The sequence below is a fragment of the Alteromonas lipotrueae genome, from assembly GCF_019249255.1.
GTDB classification, from domain to species: Bacteria; Pseudomonadota; Gammaproteobacteria; order Enterobacterales; family Alteromonadaceae; genus Alteromonas; species Alteromonas lipotrueae.
On record NZ_JAESDJ010000005.1, the window covers coordinates 194433 to 219659 of the forward strand.

Consider the following 25227-nt stretch of genomic DNA (forward strand, 5'->3'; position numbering starts at 1 on the left):
ACTTACATCGCTTTTATTTGCGTAATGAGCTTACCAATGTGGGTGCCGGTGAAACTATCGTGAAAGGGTTCGACTGCGTCTACGAATGGCTTCTTATCTGGGCGAATAACGGTTACACCTTCTGCTTCAACTTGTGCGAGTGACTCAGTGGTTGAGGTTGTCCAAAGCTGGCGCTGAAACTGAACTGAGTCTTGCATTGCTTTGGTTAACCATTCTTGTTGTTGTGTGCTTAAGCCTTCCCAAACGTGGAGTGAACACAGCATAACGTCGGGAACGCTGGTATGTTCATCCAAGCTGTAGTATCTGGCGATTTCGTAATGCCTCGAGAGGTGATAACTAGGCGGGTTATTCTCTGCACCATCTACTACGCCTTGTTGAAGTGCAGTATAAAGCTCTCCCCAAGAAACGGGTGTTGCTGCGCCGCCCAGAGCTCTTACTGTCGCCACAGCGGTAGGGCTATTGAGTACTCTAATTTTCATCCCTTTTAAATCGCTAGGTGTTCGAATAGGACGATCGTTGGTATAAAAACTTCGGCTTCCTGCATCGTAATATCCCAACCCTTTTAAACGAAAATCTTCAACGCCACTTAATAGATCACTACCAAGTTCACTGTTTAGCACTCGCCAAAAATGGTCATTGTTTTTGAAAATATACGGAATGCTGAAGATTTTCATGTCAGGTGAAAAGCCTTCAAGGGGGCTCGCCGAAACCTTGGTCATCGACAAAGAACCAATTTGTAATAGCTCTATCATTTCCCTTTCAGTACCTAATTGGCTGCCGGGGTAAATGATGACTGTCATCTTACCGTCTGAATAGTATTCAAGGCGTTCACCCAAAAACTCCATGGCTTTATGCACCGAGTGCTGAGTGTCTAGGGTATGACCTAAACGCAGTACGGTGATTTCGCCGCTATTTTCGTGCTGAGAGCATGAAAATAGCGCAAATACGCTCATCACTAAGATCATAAACTTGCTAAAACACTGCATAATACTATCCATGCCATTTATTAACGTAAGGCTGAGGGAGGAAACTTATCCATGTCATCGTAGTCGAGATTTTCACCCGCCATACCCCATATGAACGCATAGCTTCCTGTACCTACGCCGCAGTGAATTGACCAGGGTGGCGATATAATGGCTTCTTCATTTGCAACGAACAAATGGCGTGTTTCATGGGGTTCACCCATAAAATGACATACACGATTTTCTTCGCTCATATCAAAATAGAAATATACTTCATTCCTTCTATCATGCTGATGTGCCGGCATTGTGTTCCAAACACTGCCATTGTGAAGGCGTGTAAGGCCCATTTGTAATTGACACGTGTCTACAACGGTATTAATCAGTAATTGCTTTATATCTCGCTCATTAGAAGTTTCTTGGCTGCCCAAATGCAGCACGTTGGCATCGTCCTTACCTACTTTTTTACATGGGTAGGCATGGTGAGCAGGCGCTGAATTCATGTAATATTTAGCGGGGTTATTTGCATCGTCAGACGCAAAAGAAATCTGCTCATTTCCTTTACCAATATACAAGGCTTCTTCGGGAGCAAGGTGGTACTCAGTACCATTGACTGTGACCGTGCCTGCACCGCCAATGTTGATAATGCCAACTTCACGGCGGGCAGTGAAATAAGGCATTTTTAACTGGTCTTCAATAGTATCAAGGGTAAGTGCATCGGTGGTTGGTACTGCGCTCCCCAGCATGAATCGTTCATAATGGGTGTAAATCCAAACCACTTCTCCCTTCGACATGAGTGAAGAGGCTAAAAAAGCATCTCGTAATTCTTCGGTGTTATAAGCGTTTGCTTCTTTTTTTCCTATAGCATAGCGAACATCAATTTCTGGATTCATCATCTTTTCCTTCATTTATCTTGCGAGAAAACCGCCATCCACTGCGAGGGTGTGGCCGCTTACGTAATTGCTTGCTGAGCTAGCTAGAAAAACAACAGCCCCAGCTAAATCGTCAACTTCGCCCCATCTCCCTGCGGGAATTCGTGAGAGAATTTCTGCGCTGCGTTTAGCGTCGTCTTGGAGGACTTGGGTGTTATCGGTTTTGATATAACCTGGTGCAATAGCGTTAACTTGAATATTTGAAGTACCCCATTCATTGGCAAGCGCTTTGGTTAAACCCGCGATAGCGTGTTTACTAGCGGTGTAGGCCGGAACTGTTACACCACCACTAAAGCTCAGCATAGAAGCAATATTGATGATTTTGCCACCGCCATGAGAAATCATATGCTTTCCAATGACTTGGCTCAGTAAAAATGAAGCGTCAAGGTTCACTTTCATCACTTTCTGCCACGCGTCTAAAGGAAACTCTGTCGCTGGAGCTCGAAATATGGTTCCGCCGTTATTGACCAATATATCGACTCGTTTACCATGTTCGATGGCTGACGTCGCTAAATTGGTTACTGCGTCGAGGTCGCTTAAATCAGCACTGATTGCCTGTGCACTACCACCTATTGCATCTATTTCGTGAAGGGTGTTTTCACATCCACCTTCTTTCGAACTTGAGCATATAACGTGGGCGCCAGCGCCAGCTAGCGATAAGGCCAGTGCCCGACCAATTCCTCGACTCGCTCCGGTAACGAGGGCAGTCTTCCCTTCTAAACTAAAGTTCACCATATTCATTACCTCTCATTCTCAGAAAATCTGATTTTATACTCTAACCAAATTGACACATTAAGTTAACAATTTATAAAATAATTGCCACCGGTGGCATTTGTCAATATATTGTTTAAGAAATATTGTATTGTTAACCAGCCATAGGAGATGGAATTATGAGATTTATTATGGGTTTAGCATTAATTTTACCAATAATATTAACGGCGTGTTCTAAAGACAAAAACAGTAATATACCGAGTGTGATGGTTAAAAACCCAGCAGAAGGAGGGGGCGTCACTCAAGAGGTTTCAATACCATTGGAAGAAAAGTACCGTGGTTGGTTATTAAAAGAGGTGGCATCGGAATGGCGTGAGAACGCCAATGGTGAGGCTACATTGTACGCGTACATCGAGATGAACCCCGGTGAGGAAAAAGCATTCTCTTTGGTTCAAACCAAAGAGGCGGTAACCGATTCCGCCCACGCTGAGCTATCAGTGCGCTCAGGGGGGCAATGGGAAGGCGCGGTGTATACTGCAGATGGTTTTGCATTTCAGCCTGTAGAATCCTTTACTGCACCTTCACAGCTAACCGATCACTCATATTTTTTAAAGTATGAAGGGCCCGGTTGGGAGAACGACCAGATAGGCTATCGGCTTTACCTAGACTGGCGAAATGCTATCGACGTTTTTGCAAAAACGAAGGATGAAGTGGTATTGCCGCATGTAGGTAATGACGGTTATGACGCTTACCATAAACTTGCAGATTGGGGCGGCGATGCGTTGAAAGTAGGGAAGTCATTAGGGCTGGGTGCATTAGGAAGAAAAGTTGAACAGGGGGTTATGCACTTTCAACATGTAGATGATACCCATTGGGTATTAACTGAGAACACCCATTTAACGGCGGCTTTCGATGTTAGCTACAGTAATTGGCGTACACGTGAAGACTCAGAGGACGGGGTTGATGTGGTAACCCGTTATAAGATTAATACTGGGGATGCATCAACCCGTATAACGGTTAATACGTCATCTCCCACATCAAATATAGTTACAGGATTAGTAGCACATGACGGTATGACGAAGATCGCATTTGAAGAGGGCGAATGGGGCGTTATTGCTACATGGGGCGAGCAGAGTGTGTTAAGTGACAATGACTTGCTTGGCCTCGCTGTGTTTTATCAACTACATGAGGTTAGTGGTGTAGCTAAAGGTGAGTTCGATCATTTGATCACTTTTAAACCCACTACCACGTTCGAGTATGAAATAATGGCGTACTGGCCGGCAAGAGAAGGGGATGAAAACCCCAAGGCTAGTTTTGAAACTTTACTGCGTCAAAAGGTTCGCGCCTTAAATCATGGTCTACAGGTGATGTAATTCGAAATTGCTGGTGATTTTACAATCGCCAGCAATTTGTACGTTATGCGGTGTCCATTTTAGTATAGTCTTCCTAAACTGTGGCATGACCCACATGAAATGACATTTTTATTCTTACCTATAAAGCGGGTAAAATTTCAAATTGAATAGGTTTATAGCGAAAGTTATTCGATTCGCCCGCAGAGCATGCAGTAAGACCTACAATCATGTCCATTTTTGCTTCAAAAATAGTGTAGTCACCGGCTTTACTCGTAGGCGGTAGCACGGCAATTTTCCCCTCGGGGCTTACATCCACGTTCATAAAGGTATTGAATGTAGTGCCAATATGATGTGCAGGAATGTCGAACTCAGCGAATGCGGCCACTAAGTTCCCATGGCATCCAGGTACCGGTGTTTCACTGGGATAAAAGTGTTTGAAGGTATCCACACTGCAAGGGGTTAAAAGAAAATCGTGTTCTTCCACCGTATCTTCAATAATGTCAAACATCACCTGACTTTCATTGGAATAAAGCTTACATCCTGATTTAAAGTGAGTGCTTTCATTATAGTCTAGCGAACGGCCTGACGACATGAACTCATATTTATCGTGGGCATTAAAAGCATATAAATCGGCAACTTGTTCGCCTTCAGGATCAATAACCTTAAGTCGTTCCCCTTTATTTATGGTGAATGCCGTGCCGCTTCTTGGTTGAATGGTTTGTCGCATTGCTGCCCCTTTATTTTCTTTATTTGAATCAATGTAGATTAGATTAGTTTTGACTCGCGTGGAAAGGACATTGCCAACGTTTAGGTTGCTGCTTTCCACTGTACTGATATGCTTCTGATTGCTCACCATGATTTTGCAATAAGGTATTTTTTGAGCCACAGAAGGCTTCGTCTTGCTGACGAATGTGGTCCCTTAAATCTTCAAATTTTCCTTGCTCGCGAAGTAGCTCGAATTGCTCATGCAGATTAAACACTAGCGCGGGGCGCTCAAAGCGTCTGCTTTTTCGCTTCGCACCTGGGTGGAGGCCAATGATAAAAAACGCTTTACCGCCCAGACTAAAACTAAAATTAGGGCTATGCGGATTTTCGTCTACTTGGTTATCCCAGTCGTGCATGCAGGTATCGATGTCATGAAGTTGCTGAAGCTTGCGCCACATCAATTTATCAAAAGCAACCTCGCTTAAAATCTCTGGTTGTTCAAACGTGAGTACCAAAGAAGAATACATGTCTTTTTCTAGCTCAAAGCGATGAATGAAGTCGTAGATGTCCGTCAAGATGTCGGTGTCACTCATGTCGCATCGAAAATTATCGTACTGCTTTACAGTAATCTTACCCTTGTTTAGAGCGGTTTTGGCTCCTACACAGGGATAATCAGCTTGATTGATGAAAGCTGATACTTTTTGCGCTAGGTCAGGTTTTAATATAGACATAGTCACTCCTTGAACAGTCTTACCACGATTTTTAAGCAGTTTGCTTTATCAGCGGGATATCATGCGCTTGCGATGAAACTTCTTTTTCAGGTGACGGCTTTTCGCGCTTCGGCAATTGCAGTACATGAATACCGGCAGTTTCAAAATCTTTATTGATATAACCGGCTTCTGCGTAAGCATTTAGCACATCGATACATGGGTTAACACCCCACTTGGCGTGGTAACGCTCAGCGTTTCTGACAAAATCTAGAAGGTGGTTAATCGGGCAACGGTAATTGGGTCGCTCTGGCGCAAAAGTCTGCATTTCGATTTGATTTAAAGAAAAGCCCAATGAACGGCAATTGGTAAAAAAGTCTTCGTCATTTAGTCCGAAGCCGTCGTAACCTTCATCGAAACAGCCGGTTTTCTTAAAATCTGTCTTGCTAATAAAAAACACTGTAGAACAAATGCTATCGTCACTAAACTTTCCATGATCATCTTCCTGTTGTCTTGACGGAATTTCGTTATTGTCTTCGTCTGGTAATGCTTGGCTTTTAATGTGGCATAATGTGTCGTGGGGAAAGGTCCATTGCGACTCTGGAACGAATGTTACTTTGGTATATACCACTGAGCCTGGGCACCATGCATTCATTCCCTTCGCAATGAAGTTTTTATCCACCACGGCATCGACATTTATGTAAGCTAAAAGATTACTTTTAGCTTCTTGTAAGCCACGATTGCGTGCTCTAGCAATGGGTAACGCCCCGTTAGCCACAAACTTATGTACGATATTAAACTTCTCACTTTTCGCTAATGAAAGCGTTGAAGGAGAACACATCCAAACAATGACAAGTTCATCGGGTAGTGGGTTACACGACTCAAGCTGTTCAATGAGTCTGCAGAGTTTTTCTGTACGACTTTTTACTATCGTGACAACACTGACTGGTGAATGCATGTGAACCTCCTAATTTCCTTTTGGTGATTATTTGATAACTTAACTTCAGTGGCTGTTACCAAACGCCGCACTAACTGTCTTAGCTGTTATGCTTATTTTGTATGTAAGCTAGCAATTATTAGACCTTAGTCTAATATATTGAATAGTTTAGAGATTATTTCTTTTCATGGAAGTGGCCAATGCTCACGCCTGCAAAGAATTCACTCAGTGTGAATCTATTTCATAGTGACAAAAAGGGGCCTGGCGGCACATTTGGGAAAGGGGGAGTTATTCACTTAGAAAGGGTGGTGGCTGAATTTATCACATTGGCTTTAGAAGTTTGAGTGGGTTCTATACTTACCCTAGACGTTCTAAATTCTACCTCTTCATTTGGTATTGCTTGCAAATACTCAATGGGCTTATTTCGAACACATACCGATTTTGTGTTAAAAACTTGGCAAGTGCCTGTGTAACGCTGCGCATTGGCCACAAGATAGCTGCATTTATCGCCTTTTGTTTTTGCTATACAGGCTTGGGACGCCTCGTTGTGAATATGACCGCTATGAGCCAAAACTGTCGTCGAGCATGCCATTGTTTGTAAAGCTATCAATATTAGTAAAGGTAATGATTCGGGTAATGTCTTGGGTAATTTTACACGTATAGACGTCATTAATTTACCTCTATACTGCCTTGGGCGCCTTGATAGCAGCCGATGAACATATTTTCGGCTGCACTCGCTGCATGGTAATGGTAGCCTCTTGTGTCATCTTCATGGCCTCTGCACTCATCAAGATCATAATCTTCTTCTCCATTGGCGTTCAACATACCGTAAATTCCGAAGCCATCAAGGGCATATCCCATGAGGTTGGCATGCTCATCAATACTGGTTACCACTTCGCTGCACCCAAGTGAAGCATGATAATGATACCCCTCGGCGGGGTTCACATGGCCACCACAATCATCAAAGGCGGCAATGGTATTAGCAGCCAATATCTGAGTGACGGGGGCGGGGCCAGCTATCACTACCCCATTTAAAGAAACGCCCAAGTCAGCTCCTAAAGATTCGGGGTTTGTTAAAGGTACTGGCGTGACTGGAATTAAAATGGTTTGTTGCATTCCACCGTCATAATAGCTAATTGAACACTCTACACAGTGATTTTGATATTCTTCGGCTACGTTGGGACGGGCTGCAGCTTCACAGGCTACCTGAGTATCTGTAACGAAAATTTCGCCAGTATCTTCATCGTATAATTCCCAGTCATCGCCATAAAGTGTCTTTACATCAACAAAGAATTGTCCCTCTAGGTTGTACACTTCGCCATTTCCATCGAACCATATTCCGCCTTGGGTTGCATCGTCAGTAATAGTAGACGGGCAGAACGGCCCTATGTCTGCATTTGCTGGTGCGCCGTTGATAACAACCTTGTAGCAATCGGTAGAGGTTCCATCGGTAAGTGTACAAGACGTAGTCGTAATAGTTTCGGCCAAACCCGCAGCTAGAAAGTAGTCAGGGTTTGCGCCAACAATACTATTGCTTGAGTCGCTATCGCTATCTGAGTCAGTAGACGTATCACTATCCTGTGTCGTGGAAGTGTTGTCGGAGTTATCGCTATCAGAGCATGCTGATGCGCCCAGCAGCACGAGCATGAGCAGTGCGTAGAATGACGTCTTCATATATAGCCTCAGAATTGTGTTTTATGTTCGAATGCTTATCGAAATACCAAATCAAAGGCTATCGCTAAAATGTGCAGTTTCTGTGCAGGTTTAAAGAGGCTTTAGTGAAGATGTATCAGAGGCTACTGTACTTTGTAGCCTATGCCGTATACCGCATGAATAGGGCTGGTGTGTTCAGCCGTCGCTAACTTGTGACGAAGGTTTTTCATATGGCTGTCGATGGTGCGGTTACTCACCACTCTGCCGTCGTCGTAGCCTAGCTCCATTAGCTGGTCTCGAGAGTAGACCACGCCAGGTTTTGTCATCATGGTTTTCAATAATCGAAATTCTACCGGTGTAAGCTCAATAATGTTGCCATCCACGGCACATTCAAATCGAGACATATCCAACTCGATATGGCGAAAAGTGAGCTTTTCTGATGACGACTCGGTTTGGTTTTGTTGCGTGGCTCGCCGCAATACCGCTTGTATCCGTGCTACGACTTCACGGGCTGAAAAAGGTTTGCAAACATAGTCGTCAGCACCTGCTTCTAAACCAATAAGTCGGTCTATTTCATCGACTCGGGCGGTCAACATGATAATGGGCACCATAGAAAAACTACGTAACGATTTGCAAATGGTGAGTCCGTCCACTCCGGGCAACATTCTATCTAAAATAATGGCTGCCGGTACTTCCTTTTTTACCGTATCAACCACATGTGTGCCTTCATTCAATACGGTAGATGTGAATCCTTCCAAAGCAAGAAATTCAACTAAAATTTGCGCAATTTTATCTTCATCTTCAACAATGAGTACATGTTTGTGCGGTGTCATTAGTTATTATCCGTAGTGAAATGTTTGGGCAGTTCTGCCGTAATTTTAACGCCGCCGAGTGACGAAACTGACGCGCTAATTTTGCCACCATGGGCCTCAATAATTTGTTTACTAATTGATAGACCAAGGCCAGCACCTTGTGTTCGACGTCTACGTGAGGCATCTTCTCTAAACAAAGGTTCAAATAATGCCGCCGCATTTTCTTTCGCGATGCTTGGCGCTGAATCTTGGACAATAATTACGATAAAGGAAGGTTGTTCTGAAACCACTACCTCCACGGTACCTGGTGCATCGGTATACTCACATGCGTTAACTAACAAGTTGAGCATAAGCTGTTTCAAGCGCTGGTGGTCGGCATTAATGGTGATGTTGGGTGGGCAGGAACAAGTGAAGGTAAGTCCTTTTGTATCAAAAATATGCGCAAGGCTTTCGCTTTGTTGCACGATTACTTGGCTCAAATCCACTGACGAGAAATGATAAGAAAGCCCGCCAATATCAGACAGTGATAATTGGTATAAATCTTCAACCAATAAAGACAAGCGTGTGACCTCTTGGTCAAACGAGGCCAGTTGTTTCTGATCAAGTGGTCGAATTCCTGCTTTTATCAATTCAATTTCGCCCGATAAAATGGTGAGAGGCGTACGGAGTTCGTGAGAGATATCAGCTAGCCATTGGCTTTTAGTATTTTTGTGCGCTTCAAGGGTATTTCCCAATGTATTTATGTGCCGCATCAGCTCGCCAAATTCATCAGGACGGTTTTCTGGCAAGTTGGTTTTATACTGATGGGCGGTTAGGCCTTTAACGCTTTGTAATATTGCCTTAAAAGGGCTTAGCATGCGCGGCGTAACGCCTAATGCCAGTATAAGCGAGGCAATAAGCGACAGTAGGCCTATAAGGATAATGGCTTGCAGCTGTTGTTCAGAAAAAGCGCGAGCCACATCAGAATCAGGTGTCTTAGGCGGGTAACTGGTGAGCTGACCGATGAGCTCGCCGTTCAATTCAAGTTTTACGTTCACTTCATTTCGTTCGTTTTCGTCTGCATACGAACTTTGCCCTGATATAATGTTTCCATAAGCATCAATAAGTAGTGTGGGCGGACCGACAGATACATCTTCAATTTGATGTCTAGGGGGAGGGAAGCCACCAGGTCGAGGTCGCATTCCAGGGCGTCGATGGGGCATGCCAGTAGGCGCTACACTCTCTATTTGAATGTTATCCCAACTGTTATTATTGCTGCTGTATTCTGCAATAAGTACGCGACTCAAACTCCTCAGACGCTCTCGCTCCTGATTTTGAATAAATTCATTAAAGCCTTGCTCGAAGCTCCAACGTGCGAGTGCTAGCGAAAGCGACAAAGATACACAGGTAAAGCCAACAAGAATAACAAGCAGTTTATGGGATAGTTTCATTATGTTGAGTATATCTATGCTAATGCCTTGCTAGCAATTGTTTCTGCTTTAATTCCGTTACTTCTACATGCTTCTTACACAGAATCTGCACATTTGACGCGTATGCTGAATGTGAGTTAATTAATCTTCTTAGGAAATTCATGAAATTGTTAAAGCTTGTATTCGTTGCCACGCTTATCACAGGAAGTTTAAGTGCATTCGCCCAACAGGGGCGTCCAAATGGTCCACCACCCGAAGCTATTGAAGCATGTGAAGATAAATCTGAGGGAGATAAAATCTCTTTTGAAACCCGTCGTGGTGAGAGTGTGGAAGGTACCTGCGAATTAATTGAGGATCAATTAGTAGCGGTTCCTGAAAACCATCGCGAACAGCGTTAATTCCTCACTCTATTATTTTTATACCCGTCTAAAAATGTAAGCTGGCAGTGTGAATATACACCGCCAGTTTTTGCTTTATTATTACAGAACGCTCTAACAAAAAAATACCAAATATGTCATACTCCTCAATTATTAAGCTTAGTATTTACAGTGCGCTTTTTTATCCGTTTTTTCACCGCGCATTAGCTTAAAGCATCTTATTGGAGGCCGTGTATGCAATACAGTGACGAGCGCCTTAACGAGCTAGTAAACGCCAGAAATTCAGAGGTTCCCGATGTATTTAGCATCCAATGTGATGGCATTGAACTTTATGTTCACGTTAGCCCTTACGTATGGATCCGCCCTTGGGAAGGACGTAACCACACCGCTTTTTCTGTGGGGTTAGCGCCTGGGTGTCCAAATGCATGTCGGCTGTTTGGTAAAATTGATGTGCCTTATTTGCATATTTCGCTAGAGACCCTTAAGCAGGCTGCGGTCAAGCGCGTGACTGAAGCAGGAATATCGTTTTTAACGAAACGAGGAGCGGGGGTGAAAAGCTTTGCCATTCACCCAAGAGGCGGTTTGACATCAGTAGATGAAAGCCGTGCTTACCAAGATGCTTATGTAAATGGCTACCGCTATGTAGTGCATGTTTATCAGCTACGGAGTGGGGGACTTGGAAAGCGCTTTGCGGAATGGTTCTTTTTTGGGGAGCCAGAGCCGGCTGTAATCTTAGCAAAATTACGTCGTCAGCAAGATAACCTTGCAGACTCAATGCACTTTGAAATATGTCAATTGTCGACGGAACTTCCTAAGTCAGCGTAAATCGTAATTAGTATAATAAACTATGGTTCACTTGTGAGCGTAATTAGATATTTATAAAGTGAGTAAAAATCAAGTGGAGAGAGTTGTGAACTCTGAATCGGTAGTTGAACTTCGCAACTATGACAAAAGCCAGTTAAAACAGGTTAGTGTTATTTCTGGTATTTCGCCCAATGCCATGCGAAGGGTATTTGGTGGATGGATATTGTTTGCTGCATTAGTAGGAATAATTGTGTCTGTTGCGCCGGATTTAGACAGTCAGTTTATTGGTTTAACCTTGTTTGTTTTAGTTGCCTTCACTGTGGTTATGTTCTGGCAAAGCCGAATCTCTGAAGGGTGGCCGGCCATTATTTGTGATGATGAATATATTGGTGTGGTTAGAGATCCCGTGCTGCGTGAATATGTGTGCGTCAAAAAAAGCATTATCACCGATGCGCAACCGTCGCTGATCAAACCCAATAAAAAAGCGGTTGAAATGAGTTTAGATACCAGCGCACTTAGCGAAACTGACACCGCTATTTTGAAACAAGCGGTGTGGCCGCGGGAAGATAAGCTTATTGGGCTCGCTCACTTTAAACGTCGTGAAGAGGCGTGTGAAAGCGTAATGTGGTGTGTCAATCATAATACGAAAGCGGTGAGGTCAGCTCCCGCACATCATGTGCCCACCTAGTCGTGTATTTGCCTAGTGCTTTTCAATATTAAGCCGCTTTATAGCGGCTTTTTACTTTCTGTGATCAGGCTTTTGGCTTCAATTTCAATCGCGTTAGTAGCGGGTAGTGATCTGAGCCAATATCAGGCAGCTTTCTAATATCTTCCAGCATAAAGTGACTTGAATGAAACACGTGATCCAGTGGCCATTTAATCAGCGGGTAATGGGCGTGAAACGTATTGAAAAATGCGCGACCAATTCTTGGGTCCAGCATACCGCTTATTTTTTTGAATTTTCGGGTAGTAGGCGACCATGCCACATCGTTCAAGTCTCCAGCAACAATAATAGGCCCGTGCTTTTTAGCTATTTCATCGCCTACCATAGTGAGTTCTACGTCTCTGGGCTTAGCCGATTTGTTTTCTGTGGGGCTAGGTGGCTTCGGATGTAAAAAGTAAAGTATCACATCTTGTCCCTTCATATCGATGGTGACAAGCATGGAGGGCACATCATCTTCAACTAAGTAGTTCAGCTTGGCGGTTTTCAGTGGGTATTTACTGTAAAGGTGCATGCCATATAAGTTTTCCAACGGGCAATGCTGCTGGTGAGGGTGAGTTTCGTTTAACGCAGACAAAGCGATTTCCCAGCGTTTATTAGATTCAAGGGTAACGACAAAGTCTGGATTGGTGTCACGTACATGCTTCAGTAGCTTGTCGTAATCTTCATTAGGCATAAAGACATTGCTCGACAAAATACTGATACTCTCACCGGCATCTTGAGAAGATGCTTTAACCACTTCCTTTTTGTAAAAGAGCGTATAAGGCAAGATCCAAATAGCCTGGTAAATAGCGCAGGCTATTAATCCGATATAAAGCACGGCGGTAATAAGTGTGTTAAATCCAGAAAGCTCAGATGGATACATAACGCCTCGAGCAATTATTACCATCACCATCAAGCCTAGCAATTGAAGCCGTGGAAATTCCCATACCCTCACGAGCCAATGTTTCGATGGTAGTGATGGCGCTAAAGTGACAGCAATAAGAAATATCGCCATGGTGTTCAGTAAAATATTCATTGTCGTTCCTGACTAATTTGTTTTTCGCGTTATTGACTTGCCCACAAACCCTTAAAACAAGACAAGCATAGCTATTGCTCGATTAATAATATGTATATTGGTTAATGAATATTCAATTTTCGTTCCGGTTAGGCAAGATGTAGGTAAAAAATGCTCATAGACCGAAAAGTTTGCAGGAATGTTGATAAGTGTTTTTCGAACAAAATTCATATAAATCTATATTAATCAGTTGCTTGCTATGTTGGCTCGGGTTTCGCATTACCTACTACGAGTTTCAACAAAGGAGAACTGTTATGAAACGTACATTACTTTCTATACTTGTAGCGACCTCGATGACAACTGCAGCATTTGCTGGTGACATGGAGACAGATAACAAATGGGAAAAAGGCGCTAAGGATGCGTGGATAGACGGCAAAGCCGAAGCAACGTTACTATTCAACGGCAACCTTGATTCATTCGATATCAATACAGATGTAAACAACGGAAACGTTGTTCTAACAGGTAAAGTAGATCATTCAGTTGATAAGAAATTAGCGGAAGAGCTAGTATCAAATATCGACGGTGTTATGTCAGTAGATAACCAGCTTTCTGTTATTGAAGAGAAAGACATGGACGAAATGGCAAGCAACATGTCAGATGACGCTGAGTCAGAATACGATGGGCAAACAGGTACACTTACTGATGCCAAAATTGCTACCGTAATTAAAACCCGTCTGCTGATGGATAGCGACATCTCTGGTTTTGATATCGATGTAGATGTTGAAGCTGGCAACGTTACGCTAACAGGTAACGTAGATTCAGATGCCGAGCGTCAGCTAGCTGTCGAAATAGCGAAAAACGCGTCAGATGTGAAAAATGTTGAAGATAATTTGCAGGTCATTACTGAAACAGCAATGAAAAACTAAGCCGTTATCGGTAAAGTGAAAGGGGCCAATTGGCCCCTTTTTTACGTCTAGTAAATGCTATATTTTTACAATAACACTCTGTATTGAGTGAAGAAGTGAATTTAACGTCTTTTTTGAATATCCCGTTTTTTCGCGGCAATATGTAGTATTTTCCCATCTACTTTACAACTTTTGTCTTACAACCTTTGTCGGGTTTTCTTCCTATCCGTTGCTGCGTATACTCCTCGCCGTAATTAGGTGGCAGTAAGAAATTTGGAACACAATGTGCAATACAACTTGTAATTGATTTTTTTAAATTACAACGTGCAGTAGTCATTTAGAACCATCGCGTTCTTACATGGATAATCGCAAGTTAGATGTAAAAGGAAGTGAATGATGAAAGTATTAAATTGGTTAGTTTCAGGTGTCTTAATTTCTCTGCTGGTTGTGCTTGCAGGTGTGTTAACGAATAACATGGCTTATGTAGGTAAAGCTAACGCTGATGATTCAAACAAATCCCATCACGCCTCTATTGTAAAAATAGAGCGCATACTTGCTCAAACCGAGTTCGATGTATCTCAAAAGCGTGATTTATTACGTAAAACTCGTATCGAGTTTTATCTTGCAGAGGCGAAGCAGGCAGACCTACGAAATTGGACATTTAAGCGTGATGACTTAATTGGCCGCGCAAAGAATATTTTAGTTCACCATCAAACACAGTATGCTGTCGCGACTAGTGAGTTTGCGAGCATCTAAGCTCGCCAACTCTGTGCCGTTCATTTTTCTATTTTTTAACGGTTCAAGGTTTGTGCCCTTAATTTTATCCTTATTCTAAACCCTATCCTCACTACTATTATTTAATAGGCAAAAGTTACCCATAAGGTCGGAGTCTTGAGGCCTTCATTAAGCGCTAACGGTGTTCACCCCCACGCTAATGGCTTCATCCAATGCTGTTGGCATACATTAGTTTTCAAAGTCCACGTTGGGTTTCTAAGTAGGTGGCAAAGCTACCAAGCCAGTGACTTCCCATATAATGCATATCGTTTATCACCGCATCTACTCCTGCAACTTTATGTGCTTGTGCCGCACTATTTATTGCTGCTACACGCTTATCACCCGAAGGTAGCGCAGAAGCGATACCTTCAAGCATCCATGCACGACTTAAATTTAAGCCATCGAGGTGCGCAAGTTTACCGTCACTTTTATCCACTACAGTGGCTACGTTTATCCATGAAGCTTCGCCATCAATGGGAATGCTGGGTAAAAAAGCAGATAGCCACTTGGCGTAATTTTCAGTTGAATACACTCGGCGCATCAAGTCAGCTTCTGCAATACACGGAGATAAGAAATCTTGTCCTGAAGGTTCATAAGTCAAAGGGCAATTCACATCATTTGCGTATAATCGCGTGATGGTTTTGGTGAGCAAATTTTCAAATGCAACGTCGCCAGCAGTGCGGCTCCAATCTAACATAAGGCCGAATGCAAACGCAGTTTGGCTATGTTCGCCCACACGAATAGGAAACGAAAGTTTAGGGAGCCAATCTGTTACATTGGCCACGATTTTTTGCTCAAGTGGCAGTAGGGTGGTTAACCATTGTTTAGCTTCGGGCGAATTCCACTCACGTAGTTCACTAGTTAGTTGTAAAAACCATGCAAGCCCATAAGGACGCTCAAAACTTGTGCCTGTACCCTCACGGCTAAAGTAGGCGACTTCCCCAGTAATGTTTTCTTTGGTAAAACTGATATCGAGGTGTTTTACAATGTCTTGGTAGTGTGGCGTTTCTGGATATTGGCTGGCGATTCGGGTTAATAACCAATGGCCATGTACAGAAGAGTGCCAATCAAAGCAGCCGTAAAACGCAGGGTACAGCTGTTTAGGCGGCTTAACATGTTCTGTCCCTGTCATCATGTGTTTAATAATGTTTGGGTACTCTTTATGAACGCAGGCTAAAGCGAGTTGCGCAAAACGGTTTACAACCGTTAAGTCACTTGATGAGACGTTGGTGTTTACAGCCTTTGCTATCAGCGATGGTGTAACGAGGGTGAGCACGAGTATAAGCTTACGAAGCATGGTTAATTTCATAAAATAAATGCCAATCTGTCTTAAGGGGGGAGTGCCACGTTATTCGTCGTAAAAGTAAAATAACGTGGCGGCAAATAATGGGGTTAATCTTTCAAATGCGCTCGCTAAGGTTTTTATAAAGGCTTTTGCAACGACGCGATATATGCTTCAACAACGGTTTTGACGAACACTTGGCAAGCCTCTGCCGTGTTAGGGTTATACTCGCCATGATTGGTAATGTTGTTCGACAGAATACGAATACCAAGAAAAGGTACGCCATAAGCATGAGCAATTTGCGCTGCCGACGCAGATTCCATTTCTTCTACGCTGGTACCTAGATTTTTGTGAAGCCATGCAATGCGGTCAATTTCGTTATTCCAAAAATTACCGCTGCCGATGGTGCCTTTCACAACGTTTCCACTTTTGTGTTCCTTGCTTAAGGACATCGCGAGCTCAAGTAAGATTTCATCACCTGCATAAAAACGAATCTTTTCAGCATCTGATGCACTGTCACCTTCGCCTGCACTGCCTTCTGAAGCCATTAAATCCATTGGGATCCACGTAAGAGGGCGCGAACCTTCGCCCGCTTCTAGCTTAGGGGTCTTGAAATTACTCGCGTTTACGCTTTTTTCGCCCAATACGATATCACCGACTTTAAGCTTAGGATCGTGTCCGCCCGATGTGCCCTGGTTAATAATAATTCTGGGCTGATAACGACTTATGCCTATGGCCGTTGCCGCAGCAGTGTTCTCTAAACCTTTTCCTGTTTTAGCCACTACGATAGGGTGACCGTTTAGCGTCCCTAAATAGAATGTGGCGTTACCTGAATGTTCAACTCGTACGTCGGTTAATAATGATGCGAAATATTCTGCTTCAATAGGCATTGGGCCTTGAATCATGATTGGCGCTAATGGGGTTTCAGAAGAGGTTACGGTTACGCTCTTCATGGAAGATTCAGCCATGCTGTTAAAGCAAAGTAGCGCAAAAAACGCGGAAAAAAGTGGAGCGGTTATTTTCATTGTTATTCCGTTTAAAGTAAGAAGAGTAAGTAAACTGCGAGTAAAAGCGCCTTTCATTTCTACCAGTTCGTTATGTGAATTACAATGTGAATAGACAGTAAGTGAGGGGGAATGCAGAGTGTAGGATGCGCATAAAAAAGGCAGCCCCTGGCTGCCTTTTAAAAAGTGCTAAGTAGGAATAACGCTTATTCTACTTCAACAATCTTAAGCGTATTGGTTGCACCAATTTTTTCCATTTCATCACCATAAGTTAAAATGATGTTGTCGCCGCTTTGCACTAAACCTTTGGCTTTTAGTGCTGCAACTACGTCATATTTCAACTGACCAGGCTCGCTTTTCGATGAATCGAAATAAACCGGCTTAACACCTCGGAACAATGCCATAGTATTTAATGTGCCTTCATGACGAGACATCGCGATAATAGGCAAAGAAGTAGTAATACGCGACATTAACTTAGGCGTATTGCCGCTTTCGGTTAATCCTACGATAGCTTTTACGCTAGGTAAGTGGTTTGCTGCGTATACTGCTGATAAAGCAATTGATTCGCTGGTAGATGAGAAAAGCTCATCCATACGATGCTTAGAAATTTTAACGCTAGGGTGCGTCTCAGCACCTTCACAAACCCGCGCCATTGCTTGTACAGTTTCAATTGGAAAGCTACCCGCCGCTGTTTCAGCTGAAAGCATAACCGCGTCAGTACCATCTAGTACTGCGTTAGCAACGTCCATAACCTCTGCGCGCGTAGGCATAGGGCTATCAATCATCGATTCCATCATTTGCGTTGCAGTAATAACGATTTTATTAAGTTGGCGTGAACGGGCAATAAGCTTCTTCTGAACGCCCACTAGCTCGGCATCACCAATCTCTACACCTAAATCACCACGCGCAACCATTACAGCATCTGACGCACTGATAATGTCAGTAATGGCTTCATCAGTGGCTACGGTTTCTGCACGCTCAACTTTGGCGCAGATTTTCGCAAAACAACCCGCTTCTTCGGCCAGCTTTCTTGCGTAATTAAGATCTTCACCACTGCGAGGGAATGAAACCGCAAGGTAATCAACACCAATCTCAGCAGCAGTAATAATATCTTTCTTATCTTTTTCTGTAAGGGCTTCAGCAGACAAACCACCGCCTTGACGGTTGATGCCTTTATTGTTTGATAATTTACCGCCAACAGTCACTTCTGTTAACACTTTGCGGCCTTCTACGCCGGTTACTTTAAGTTGAATACGACCATCATCGAGTAACAAAATGTCGCCAGCACTTACATCATCAGGTAGTGCTTTATAGTCGATACCAACTTGCTTAGCATCACCGGCATCGCGATCTAATTCAGCATCAAGAGTGAAACTATCGCCAATAGACAACTGAACCGCGCCTTCAGCAAAACGTGCAACACGAATTTTTGGCCCTTGCAAATCGCCTAAAATGGCAACGTACTTACCTAAGTTTTTAGCTGCTTCTCTTACGCGCTTCGCACGCTCGATATGATCTTCTGCTTGTCCGTGTGAAAAGTTCATGCGAACCGTGTTTGCACCGGCGGCAATCAGTTCTTGAATTTTTTCGAGTGAATCAGTGGCAGGGCCAAGCGTAGCAAGAATTTTCGTTCTTCTGGTCATTAGGAGTCCGTCGCAATTTTTAAGTGATGAAGCACAAATAGATATATGGCTAGCCTATGCATATTGTACAAAGGTTGACCTGTAATCGCTTTACGTAATTTTATTACAGAATAGTAGATGAATCTGACATAAATGTGAATGAAAGATGAAGAAATGAGAACTGAGCCGACCAGTTACGTCATTCATCTCAATAAAGAGTACTAATGCCATTCACTGCCTTTTCTGTATTTTAAATAATCAATAGTTAAGCTTGTTTCACTTAACTAGGGTAGCAGGTATGGTGAGAAAATGTGGTTAATTACCGTATAGGGTAGGGCGCTAGTCGTTTAACAAATCACGACAAATGTAGCCATCCGAGTTAGGCTGCGCAGAATGTGCAGGCGCTAACTCGAATGCAATAACAAGAAGTATCTATTCGTTGCGCTTTTCGTAGCGTGAACCGCGTAAGGTGTCTTTCACCCGCTTTAAATTCTCTCTGAATTTGTTTCCGCGGCGTAGTGTGAACCCGGTGGCCAGCACGTCAATAAGCGTAAGTTGTGCAATTCGAGACGCCATAGGCATATACATATCGGTGTCTTCTGGTACTTCAAGCGACAAAACGTACGTACACTCATGTGACAATGGGCTGTCGGCTGATGTTATACCTACTACTGTTGCATCGTTCATGCGGGCAATCTGTGCAATTTCTACCAAGCTTTTTGTACGGCCGGTATGTGAGATAAGCACCACAACATCACCCGTAGAACAGTTCATGCAACTCATACGCTGCATCAAAATATCCTCAAAGTAGACAACAGGCACGTTGAAGCGGAAAAATTTGTTTAGTGCATCGTGTGCCACAGAGGCAGATGCGCCAAGTCCGAAAAACGAAATTTTCTGTGCTTGGGTTAACAAATCTACAACGCGATTAACCACTTGCACGTCTACAGACTGTCGCGCAACTTCAAGAGAAGCCATGGTCGATTCGAAGATTTTGTTGGTATAATCCTCTGGCCCATCGTTTTCATCAACATGACGGTTTACGTACGGCGTTCCATTTGCGAGACTTTGTGCTAAGTGAAGTTTAAAGTCTGGGAAGCCTTTGGTATCTAACCGTCGACAAAAGCGATTAACAGTCGGCTCACTTACATCCGACATTTTAGCCAAGGTTGCTATACTCGAGTGAATAGCTGTCTGCGGATTCGCAAGGATCACATCAGCCACTTTTCGTTCTGATTTGCTGAATGACGCTTTATTTTGTGTAATTTTTTCTAAAATATTCATACAGAAATAGCAATTAGTAAGGGAAAATTGATGTAGGTTACCCGACTCATAGTACCCAATGTGACGGAAGTGACAAGAAAAATGTAATTTTTTGACATTTTTTATCGCTGACAGGTAACAAAAGGGGTCAAGATAGGGGACTAACCCTTTAATATACAGAAATGAGATTCAATAGCTCCCAAAAGTTGTAATTTTACTACATTTAGTGTTAACTATATGCTAATAACACGTGGATGGCGTTAGAAGGTACGTCTACCTCACGTTAGTTTCACACATACATTTAAAAGGTCGACGAAAATGGTATTGGAAAATTCCTACGAACCCTGTGATTTCGTGCTATTTGGCACATTGGGTGATCTTTCACGACGCAAATTACTGCCGTCATTATATCAGCTTGAGAAAGCAGAGCTCATCCACCCAGACACTACGATTGTAGGTGTAGCCCGCCATGCAATGGAGTTAGAAGACTATATCGCCGAAGTGCATGCCAACTTAGTGAAGTTTGGTGATAAAGCGCTTTGTGAAGAAACGTGGGAGCGTATGAAAGCGCGTCTTCATTATGCGTGTGTCGATATGAAAGATATCGCTAGCTACTGCGTTTTAGAAGACCATGTTGATCCGACTCGTACTATGGTGTGTTACTTAGCAACACCACCTTCTATCTATGGCGATATCTGTCGTGGTTTGCACGGCTGCAAAATTATTGATTCAAGTGTGCGTGTGGTGCTTGAAAAGCCGATTGGTCACGACCTTGAATCTTCAAAGGTAATCAACGAACAAGTTGCCGAATACTTCGACGAGAAACAAATTTACCGTATCGACCATTACTTAGGTAAAGAAACGGTACTTAACCTCGTTGCACTTCGTTTCGCTAACTCTATTTTCGCGACTAATTGGGATCATAACTGTATTGATCATGTCCAGATATCAGTAGCAGAATCGGTCGGTATTGAAGGGCGTTGGGGATATTTTGATGATGCTGGTCAAATGCGCGATATGGTGCAAAACCACTTACTTCAAATTTTAAGCCTAGTGGCCATGGAACCGCCTACCACGCTTGATGCAGATAGCATTCGTGATGAAAAGCTTAAAGTACTTAAAGCATTACGTCCGATCAACTCAAGCAATATTAGCGAAAGCACGGTTCGTGGTCAGTACACCGCAGGTTTCGTCAAAGGTGAAGAAGTACCAGGCTACTTGGAAGAAGAGGGTGCAAACACCCAAAGTAGAACGGAAACCTTTATTGCGATTAAGGCTGAAATAGACAACTGGCGCTGGGCAGGGGTTCCTTTCTACCTTCGCACCGGTAAGCGTATGCCGTCGAAAGTCAGTGAAGTCGTTATTTACTTCAAGCGTCAGCCTCACAACCTGTTTGGCGATAGCTTCAAGAACTTACCGCCGAATAAATTGGTTATTCGTCTTCAGCCAGATGAAGGCGTTGAAATTACGGTAATGAACAAAGTGCCTGGCTTAACCAGTTCTGGTTCTATGGATTTACAAAAATCTAAATTGAACTTGAGCTTCTCTGAAGCCTTTGCCGACGATCGCATCCCTGATGCTTACGAAAAGCTACTTCTTGAAGTGATGTTAGGTAATCAGGCGCTGTTTGTTCGCCGCGATGAAATAGAACAAGCCTGGACATGGGTTGATTCAATTCTAGAAGCATGGAAATCGTCTAATGAACCACCAGAGCCTTATCAAGCGGGCACGTGGGGACCGGTAGATTCAATTGGCCTATTGGCTCGAGCCAATCGCAGTTGGTACGAGAGTAAAACGGCAAGGAAGAAGAAATAATATGGCATTAACAACCCTTTCATTCGAAACACCCGATGCACTTACCTCAGCATTTGCTGAAGACCTAGTGAGTATTCTTAACACGGGCATTAAAACCCGCGGACGTGCATCACTCGTGGTGAGCGGTGGCAGAACGCCGCTTGCTTTGTTCAAGCAATTGAGCGAAACCGACATAGAGTGGGACAAGGTAGACATTACCCTTGCCGACGAACGTTGGGTGGAAGAAGGCCATGAAGCCAGTAATACCAGCTTAGTAAAAGCGAACCTTATTCAAAATAAAGCAAGTGCAGCACATTTCGTTGAATTAAAAAGTGATGTCGACGATGCCAGTGAAGGCGTAAATGCTGCTGAAACCGCGATTGCTAGTATGTCCCAGCCTTTTGATGCGCTTATTTTAGGCATGGGTGAAGACGGTCATACTGCGTCGCTATTCCCTTGTTCTGAGCAAGTCAACGATGGCTTGAGCATGAACAGCGGTCGCACGTGTATTGCTGTACAACCTACAACTGCACCCCATCAACGTATTTCACTTACGTTGCCGGCGTTGCTAAATAGTCGACATATTTTTCTGCATTTAACCGGTGATAAGAAAAAGCACGTACTGCTTGATGCACTGGATAATGCTACCGAAGCGCAAAAGCCCATCACGGCCGTGGTAAACAGAGCCCCGGTAACCTTGATGTGGGCGCCATAGGAGACAATGATGGATTCAAGAATTGCAGAAGTTACGCAGCGTATTATAGAGCGTAGCAAAGACAGCCGTAAGGCCTACTTAGAAAAAATTGAACACGCGCGCCGCCAAGGCCCTCACCGTGGTGTGCTTTCTTGCGGTAACCTAGCGCACGGTTTTGCAGCCTGTGGAACAGAAGAAAAATCTGATCTGCGCTCGATGACCAAAGCGAACGTGGCGATTGTATCTGCTTACAACGACATGCTTTCGGCGCACCAGCCATACGAAACTTATCCAGCGATAATTCGCGATGCAGTAAAAAGCGTAGGTAGCGTGGCTCAGTTTGCTGGCGGTGTTCCCGCTATGTGTGATGGTGTGACTCAAGGTCAAACCGGTATGGATTTGAGCTTAATGAGCCGTGACAACATTGCCCAAGGGGCTGCTATTGCGCTTTCGCACAATATGTTCGACTCAAACCTTATGCTAGGTATTTGCGATAAAATCGTACCTGGATTATTAATGGGTGCGTTAAGCTTTGGTCACTTGCCAACGGTCTTTGTGCCCGCGGGTCCTATGCCTTCTGGCTTACCGAATAAAGAAAAAGCGCGTGTTCGCCAAGAATACGCAGAAGGTAAAGTAGGGCGTGATGCGCTACTTGAAGCTGAATCTCAGTCTTATCATTCTGCGGGTACATGTACTTTCTATGGTACGGCAAACTCTAACCAGTTAGTGGTAGAGATGATGGGCCTCCACTTACCAGGTTCTTCGTTTGTAAACCCAGGTACAGAGCTTCGTGATGCCCTAACGAAAGCGGCTTCTATCCAAGCGACACGTATTACTGATTTAGGCGATACATACCGCCCAATCGGAAATATCGTTGACGCAAAAGCCATTGTTAACGGTTTAGTAGGCTTGCTAGCAACCGGTGGTTCAACGAACCACACCATGCACTTAATCGCCGTTGCACGTTCAGCGGGTTACATCATTAACTGGGATGATTTCTCAGACATTTCTAATGCTGTGCCATTGCTTACTCGTATTTACCCTAATGGCTCTGCTGACATTAACCACTTTGTTGCTGCTGGCGGTATGTCATTGCTTATCAAGCAACTGCTAGATGCCGGGTTGTTACATAACGACGTTAATACAATTTGTGGTGAAGGGCTAGACTTCTACACCAAAGAGCCAATGTTGAAAGACGGTGAGCTTGAATGGCGTGATGGTCCTACTGAGTCTTTAGACAAAGAAGTACTTGCCACGGTAGAAACGCCGTTTAAACCAGATGGTGGATTAAGTGTACTAGAGGGTAACCTTGGTCGCGGTGTCATTAAAACATCAGCGCTTCGCACCCCACATTGCACTATCAAGGCGCCAGCAGTTGTGTTTGAAGATCAGTTTGACTTAGACGCAGCATTTAAAGCGGGCGACTTAGACAAAGATTGCATTGTAGTCGTTCGTTTCCAAGGGCCTTCGGCTATTGGTATGCCAGAACTGCACCGCTTAACACCACCTCTTGGCGTGTTACAAGACAAAGGCTTCAAAGTGGCCTTGGTTACTGACGGGCGTATGTCTGGTGCCTCAGGTAAAGTTCCAGCCGCAATCCATGTTACCCCAGAAGCCTATAAAGGCGGCTTACTTGCAAAAGTAGAAGCGGGTGACTTGATTGAGCTTAATACAGAAACAGGCGCATTAACGTTGCACGTTGATGAAGCTACCCTTGAAGCCCGTGAAGCGAAACCTGCCGATATTGGTCACCACCATATTGGTATGGGCCGTGAAATGTTCGGCGGCATGCGTGCCATCCTTACCGGTGCTGAAGAAGGTGCATGCTCGTTGTTCTACAACCAGGAGCAGGCGCTATGAGCCAGAAGTTTGTGGCCGATGTAGGGGGCACTAACATTCGCGTTGCTCGGGTTACCGAAACAGGCGTAGCCGATATAAAGAAATATATGTGTAATGATTTTGCCAGTATCGACTTGGCAATTTCACAGTATTTTACCGATATGCCTGAATACCAATTCACCGAAGGGTGCATTGGTATTGCCTGCCCAGTCTTGGGCGACCAAGTGGTGATGACTAACCATAGCTGGGCGTTTTCGCAAAATGCGCTACGCTCACAGTTAAAATTAGACTCACTGTTTGTGATCAACGACTTTACCGCAGTAGCACATTCATTACCGGTATTGAATGAGTCACAGGTTGTCCAAATTGGTGATGGCACGGCGAAAGCCGGTGGCAATATTGCGGTATTTGGCCCGGGTACTGGCTTGGGTGTAGAGCATATCACTATGACCTCTTCTGGGTGGCAAACCCTAGACGGCGAGGGTGGTCATGTTGACTTCTCTCCCGTTGATGAAACCGATGTTGTGGTGTGGCGTCACCTGCAAAAGAGTTTTGGCCGCGCTTCTGCCGAAGAAGTAATGTCAGGCAGGGGATTACATAATATCTATACCGCACTAGCACAAGATGCAGGTAAAGAGGCTACATTCGCTGAACCTGCTCAAATTACCGAAGCCGCATTAGCAGGTACCTGTGATATTGCTGCTGCCACGTTAACGCAGTTCTGCAGAATTATGGGCAGCTTTGCCGGTAATTTGGCGTTAAATATGGCCACAACAGGTGGCGTTTTTATCGGCGGTGGTATAGCTAACCGTTTCCCTAAATTCATTCAAAATAGTGACTTTAGAGCTCGTTTCGAAGCGAAAGGGCAAATGAAGCACTATGTGAAAGATATTCCTACTTATTTGATAGCAGAGCCTGATCACGGCTTATTAGGTGCAGCTGCTTATCTTCAACAACATACTGCGAGCTGATTT

General features: G+C 43.9%; 24 protein-coding genes. 10 read left to right on the plus strand and 14 right to left on the minus strand.

Going from position 1 to position 25227, the window contains the following annotated elements:
• Window positions 1-2: 2 nt before the first annotated feature.
• The 3 genes from KYS23_RS09330 to kduD are packed head-to-tail and all read right to left on the minus strand — an operon-like array spanning window position 3 to window position 2626.
• A complete protein-coding gene (locus KYS23_RS09330) occupies window positions 3-986 on the minus strand; it encodes a TRAP transporter substrate-binding protein (protein WP_159531647.1) in 984 nt (327 codons plus the stop codon).
• 20 nt (window positions 987-1006) lie between these two features.
• Entirely contained in the window at window positions 1007-1852 is an 846-nt protein-coding gene (gene kduI, locus KYS23_RS09335; RefSeq protein ID WP_218418451.1) for a 5-dehydro-4-deoxy-D-glucuronate isomerase, read from the minus strand.
• A gap of 15 nt (window positions 1853-1867) precedes the next feature.
• Window positions 1868-2626 carry a 2-dehydro-3-deoxy-D-gluconate 5-dehydrogenase KduD gene (gene kduD / locus KYS23_RS09340; RefSeq protein ID WP_218418452.1) on the minus strand — a complete coding sequence of 253 codons (759 nt, stop codon included), beginning with the start codon at window positions 2624-2626 and terminating at the stop codon, window positions 1868-1870.
• Between the two features lie 155 nt (window positions 2627-2781).
• Here kduD and KYS23_RS09345 point away from each other — a divergent pair, with 155 nt between their 5' ends.
• Window positions 2782-3975 carry a DUF4861 family protein gene (locus KYS23_RS09345; RefSeq protein WP_159531641.1) on the plus strand — a complete coding sequence of 398 codons (1194 nt, stop codon included), beginning with the start codon at window positions 2782-2784 and terminating at the stop codon, window positions 3973-3975.
• 118 nt (window positions 3976-4093) lie between these two features.
• Here KYS23_RS09345 and KYS23_RS09350 read toward each other — a convergent pair whose 3' ends face one another.
• The 6 genes from KYS23_RS09350 to KYS23_RS09375 form a co-directional block, all read right to left on the minus strand.
• The gene (locus KYS23_RS09350; protein ID WP_218418453.1) at window positions 4094-4681 is read right to left on the minus strand and encodes a DUF1989 domain-containing protein; all 588 of its coding nucleotides are present in this window, start codon (window positions 4679-4681) and stop codon (window positions 4094-4096) included.
• Window positions 4682-4724: 43 nt separating this feature from the next.
• Complete coding sequence (gene gntA / locus KYS23_RS09355) at window positions 4725-5390, minus strand: guanitoxin biosynthesis heme-dependent pre-guanitoxin N-hydroxylase GntA (protein WP_159531637.1); 666 nt, start codon at window positions 5388-5390, stop codon at window positions 4725-4727.
• 31 nt (window positions 5391-5421) lie between these two features.
• A complete protein-coding gene (locus KYS23_RS09360; RefSeq protein WP_218418454.1) occupies window positions 5422-6324 on the minus strand; it encodes a glycosyltransferase family 2 protein in 903 nt (300 codons plus the stop codon).
• Window positions 6325-6972: 648 nt separating this feature from the next.
• A complete protein-coding gene (locus KYS23_RS09365; protein ID WP_218418455.1) occupies window positions 6973-7977 on the minus strand; it encodes a YHYH protein in 1005 nt (334 codons plus the stop codon).
• Between the two features lie 122 nt (window positions 7978-8099).
• The gene (locus KYS23_RS09370) at window positions 8100-8789 is read right to left on the minus strand and encodes a response regulator (protein WP_013783629.1); all 690 of its coding nucleotides are present in this window, start codon (window positions 8787-8789) and stop codon (window positions 8100-8102) included.
• Complete coding sequence (locus tag KYS23_RS09375) at window positions 8789-10198, minus strand: ATP-binding protein (RefSeq protein WP_218418456.1); 1410 nt, start codon at window positions 10196-10198, stop codon at window positions 8789-8791. Before KYS23_RS09375 ends, KYS23_RS09370 begins: the two co-directional genes overlap by 1 nt.
• A gap of 140 nt (window positions 10199-10338) precedes the next feature.
• Between KYS23_RS09375 and KYS23_RS09380 the strand changes: the two genes are divergently transcribed.
• The 3 genes from KYS23_RS09380 (at window position 10339) to KYS23_RS09390 (ending at window position 12046) form a co-directional block, all read left to right on the plus strand.
• A complete protein-coding gene (locus KYS23_RS09380) occupies window positions 10339-10575 on the plus strand; it encodes a hypothetical protein (protein ID WP_159531627.1) in 237 nt (78 codons plus the stop codon).
• A gap of 213 nt (window positions 10576-10788) precedes the next feature.
• Window positions 10789-11379: a hypothetical protein gene (locus KYS23_RS09385; RefSeq protein WP_218396713.1), complete on the plus strand. Its 591-nt coding sequence runs from the start codon at window positions 10789-10791 to the stop codon at window positions 11377-11379.
• A gap of 85 nt (window positions 11380-11464) precedes the next feature.
• Window positions 11465-12046 (plus strand): hypothetical protein, encoded by a 582-nt coding sequence (locus KYS23_RS09390; RefSeq protein WP_159531623.1) that lies wholly within the window; start codon window positions 11465-11467, stop codon window positions 12044-12046.
• A gap of 64 nt (window positions 12047-12110) precedes the next feature.
• Here the strand turns inward: KYS23_RS09390 and KYS23_RS09395 are convergent, their stop codons facing one another.
• On the minus strand, window positions 12111-13097 hold the full coding sequence (locus tag KYS23_RS09395; protein WP_159531621.1) for an endonuclease/exonuclease/phosphatase family protein: 987 nt from the start codon (window positions 13095-13097) through the stop codon (window positions 12111-12113).
• Window positions 13098-13390: 293 nt separating this feature from the next.
• Here KYS23_RS09395 and KYS23_RS09400 point away from each other — a divergent pair, with 293 nt between their 5' ends.
• Together KYS23_RS09400 and KYS23_RS09405 are read left to right on the plus strand one after the other, a co-directional pair.
• Window positions 13391-14002 carry a BON domain-containing protein gene (locus KYS23_RS09400; RefSeq protein WP_218418457.1) on the plus strand — a complete coding sequence of 204 codons (612 nt, stop codon included), beginning with the start codon at window positions 13391-13393 and terminating at the stop codon, window positions 14000-14002.
• A 372-nt stretch (window positions 14003-14374) separates the two neighbouring features.
• A complete protein-coding gene (locus KYS23_RS09405; RefSeq protein ID WP_232370639.1) occupies window positions 14375-14737 on the plus strand; it encodes a hypothetical protein in 363 nt (120 codons plus the stop codon).
• Between the two features lie 214 nt (window positions 14738-14951).
• Here KYS23_RS09405 and KYS23_RS09410 read toward each other — a convergent pair whose 3' ends face one another.
• The 4 genes from KYS23_RS09410 to KYS23_RS09425 form a co-directional block, all read right to left on the minus strand.
• The gene (locus tag KYS23_RS09410; RefSeq protein ID WP_218418458.1) at window positions 14952-16064 is read right to left on the minus strand and encodes a DUF2891 domain-containing protein; all 1113 of its coding nucleotides are present in this window, start codon (window positions 16062-16064) and stop codon (window positions 14952-14954) included.
• A 113-nt stretch (window positions 16065-16177) separates the two neighbouring features.
• Window positions 16178-17062, minus strand: coding sequence for a 5'-methylthioadenosine/S-adenosylhomocysteine nucleosidase (locus KYS23_RS09415; protein WP_159531615.1), 885 nt, complete (start codon window positions 17060-17062; stop codon window positions 16178-16180).
• A gap of 185 nt (window positions 17063-17247) precedes the next feature.
• Window positions 17248-18684: a pyruvate kinase gene (pyk, locus tag KYS23_RS09420; RefSeq protein ID WP_159531613.1), complete on the minus strand. Its 1437-nt coding sequence runs from the start codon at window positions 18682-18684 to the stop codon at window positions 17248-17250.
• A 411-nt stretch (window positions 18685-19095) separates the two neighbouring features.
• Window positions 19096-19947: a MurR/RpiR family transcriptional regulator gene (locus KYS23_RS09425; RefSeq protein ID WP_126873424.1), complete on the minus strand. Its 852-nt coding sequence runs from the start codon at window positions 19945-19947 to the stop codon at window positions 19096-19098.
• Window positions 19948-20244: 297 nt separating this feature from the next.
• On the opposite strand from KYS23_RS09425, the gene zwf reads away from it, so the two are divergent.
• The 4 genes from zwf to KYS23_RS09445 are packed head-to-tail and all read left to right on the plus strand — an operon-like array spanning window position 20245 to window position 25224.
• Window positions 20245-21741: a glucose-6-phosphate dehydrogenase gene (gene zwf, locus KYS23_RS09430; protein ID WP_159531611.1), complete on the plus strand. Its 1497-nt coding sequence runs from the start codon at window positions 20245-20247 to the stop codon at window positions 21739-21741.
• A 1-nt stretch (window position 21742) separates the two neighbouring features.
• A complete protein-coding gene (pgl, locus tag KYS23_RS09435; RefSeq protein WP_159531609.1) occupies window positions 21743-22435 on the plus strand; it encodes a 6-phosphogluconolactonase in 693 nt (230 codons plus the stop codon).
• 9 nt (window positions 22436-22444) lie between these two features.
• The gene (gene edd / locus KYS23_RS09440; protein ID WP_218418459.1) at window positions 22445-24274 is read left to right on the plus strand and encodes a phosphogluconate dehydratase; all 1830 of its coding nucleotides are present in this window, start codon (window positions 22445-22447) and stop codon (window positions 24272-24274) included.
• Complete coding sequence (locus tag KYS23_RS09445; RefSeq protein ID WP_159531605.1) at window positions 24271-25224, plus strand: glucokinase; 954 nt, start codon at window positions 24271-24273, stop codon at window positions 25222-25224. The genes edd and KYS23_RS09445 overlap by 4 nt, the downstream gene beginning before the upstream one ends.
• The last annotated feature ends 3 nt before the right edge of the window (window positions 25225-25227 follow it).

What these genes read in the sequence shown, in the direction of transcription:
- KYS23_RS09330 (WP_159531647.1), bottom strand. Translation starts at nt 986, where the DNA reads ATGCAGTGTTTTAGCAAGTTTATGATCTTAGTGATGAGCGTATTTGCG.
- kduI (WP_218418451.1), bottom strand. Translation starts at nt 1,852, where the DNA reads ATGAATCCAGAAATTGATGTTCGCTATGCTATAGGAAAAAAAGAAGCA.
- kduD (WP_218418452.1), bottom strand. Translation starts at nt 2,626, where the DNA reads ATGGTGAACTTTAGTTTAGAAGGGAAGACTGCCCTCGTTACCGGAGCG.
- KYS23_RS09345 (WP_159531641.1), top strand. Translation starts at nt 2,782, where the DNA reads ATGAGATTTATTATGGGTTTAGCATTAATTTTACCAATAATATTAACG.
- KYS23_RS09350 (WP_218418453.1), bottom strand. Translation starts at nt 4,681, where the DNA reads ATGCGACAAACCATTCAACCAAGAAGCGGCACGGCATTCACCATAAAT.
- gntA (WP_159531637.1), bottom strand. Translation starts at nt 5,390, where the DNA reads ATGTCTATATTAAAACCTGACCTAGCGCAAAAAGTATCAGCTTTCATC.
- KYS23_RS09360 (WP_218418454.1), bottom strand. Translation starts at nt 6,324, where the DNA reads ATGCATTCACCAGTCAGTGTTGTCACGATAGTAAAAAGTCGTACAGAA.
- KYS23_RS09365 (WP_218418455.1), bottom strand. Translation starts at nt 7,977, where the DNA reads ATGAAGACGTCATTCTACGCACTGCTCATGCTCGTGCTGCTGGGCGCA.
- KYS23_RS09370 (WP_013783629.1), bottom strand. Translation starts at nt 8,789, where the DNA reads ATGACACCGCACAAACATGTACTCATTGTTGAAGATGAAGATAAAATT.
- KYS23_RS09375 (WP_218418456.1), bottom strand. Translation starts at nt 10,198, where the DNA reads ATGAAACTATCCCATAAACTGCTTGTTATTCTTGTTGGCTTTACCTGT.
- KYS23_RS09380 (WP_159531627.1), top strand. Translation starts at nt 10,339, where the DNA reads ATGAAATTGTTAAAGCTTGTATTCGTTGCCACGCTTATCACAGGAAGT.
- KYS23_RS09385 (WP_218396713.1), top strand. Translation starts at nt 10,789, where the DNA reads ATGCAATACAGTGACGAGCGCCTTAACGAGCTAGTAAACGCCAGAAAT.
- KYS23_RS09395 (WP_159531621.1), bottom strand. Translation starts at nt 13,097, where the DNA reads ATGAATATTTTACTGAACACCATGGCGATATTTCTTATTGCTGTCACT.
- KYS23_RS09400 (WP_218418457.1), top strand. Translation starts at nt 13,391, where the DNA reads ATGAAACGTACATTACTTTCTATACTTGTAGCGACCTCGATGACAACT.
- KYS23_RS09405 (WP_232370639.1), top strand. Translation starts at nt 14,375, where the DNA reads ATGATGAAAGTATTAAATTGGTTAGTTTCAGGTGTCTTAATTTCTCTG.
- KYS23_RS09410 (WP_218418458.1), bottom strand. Translation starts at nt 16,064, where the DNA reads ATGAAATTAACCATGCTTCGTAAGCTTATACTCGTGCTCACCCTCGTT.
- KYS23_RS09415 (WP_159531615.1), bottom strand. Translation starts at nt 17,062, where the DNA reads ATGAAAATAACCGCTCCACTTTTTTCCGCGTTTTTTGCGCTACTTTGC.
- pyk (WP_159531613.1), bottom strand. Translation starts at nt 18,684, where the DNA reads ATGACCAGAAGAACGAAAATTCTTGCTACGCTTGGCCCTGCCACTGAT.
- KYS23_RS09425 (WP_126873424.1), bottom strand. Translation starts at nt 19,947, where the DNA reads ATGAATATTTTAGAAAAAATTACACAAAATAAAGCGTCATTCAGCAAA.
- zwf (WP_159531611.1), top strand. Translation starts at nt 20,245, where the DNA reads ATGGTATTGGAAAATTCCTACGAACCCTGTGATTTCGTGCTATTTGGC.
- pgl (WP_159531609.1), top strand. Translation starts at nt 21,743, where the DNA reads ATGGCATTAACAACCCTTTCATTCGAAACACCCGATGCACTTACCTCA.
- edd (WP_218418459.1), top strand. Translation starts at nt 22,445, where the DNA reads ATGGATTCAAGAATTGCAGAAGTTACGCAGCGTATTATAGAGCGTAGC.
- KYS23_RS09445 (WP_159531605.1), top strand. Translation starts at nt 24,271, where the DNA reads ATGAGCCAGAAGTTTGTGGCCGATGTAGGGGGCACTAACATTCGCGTT.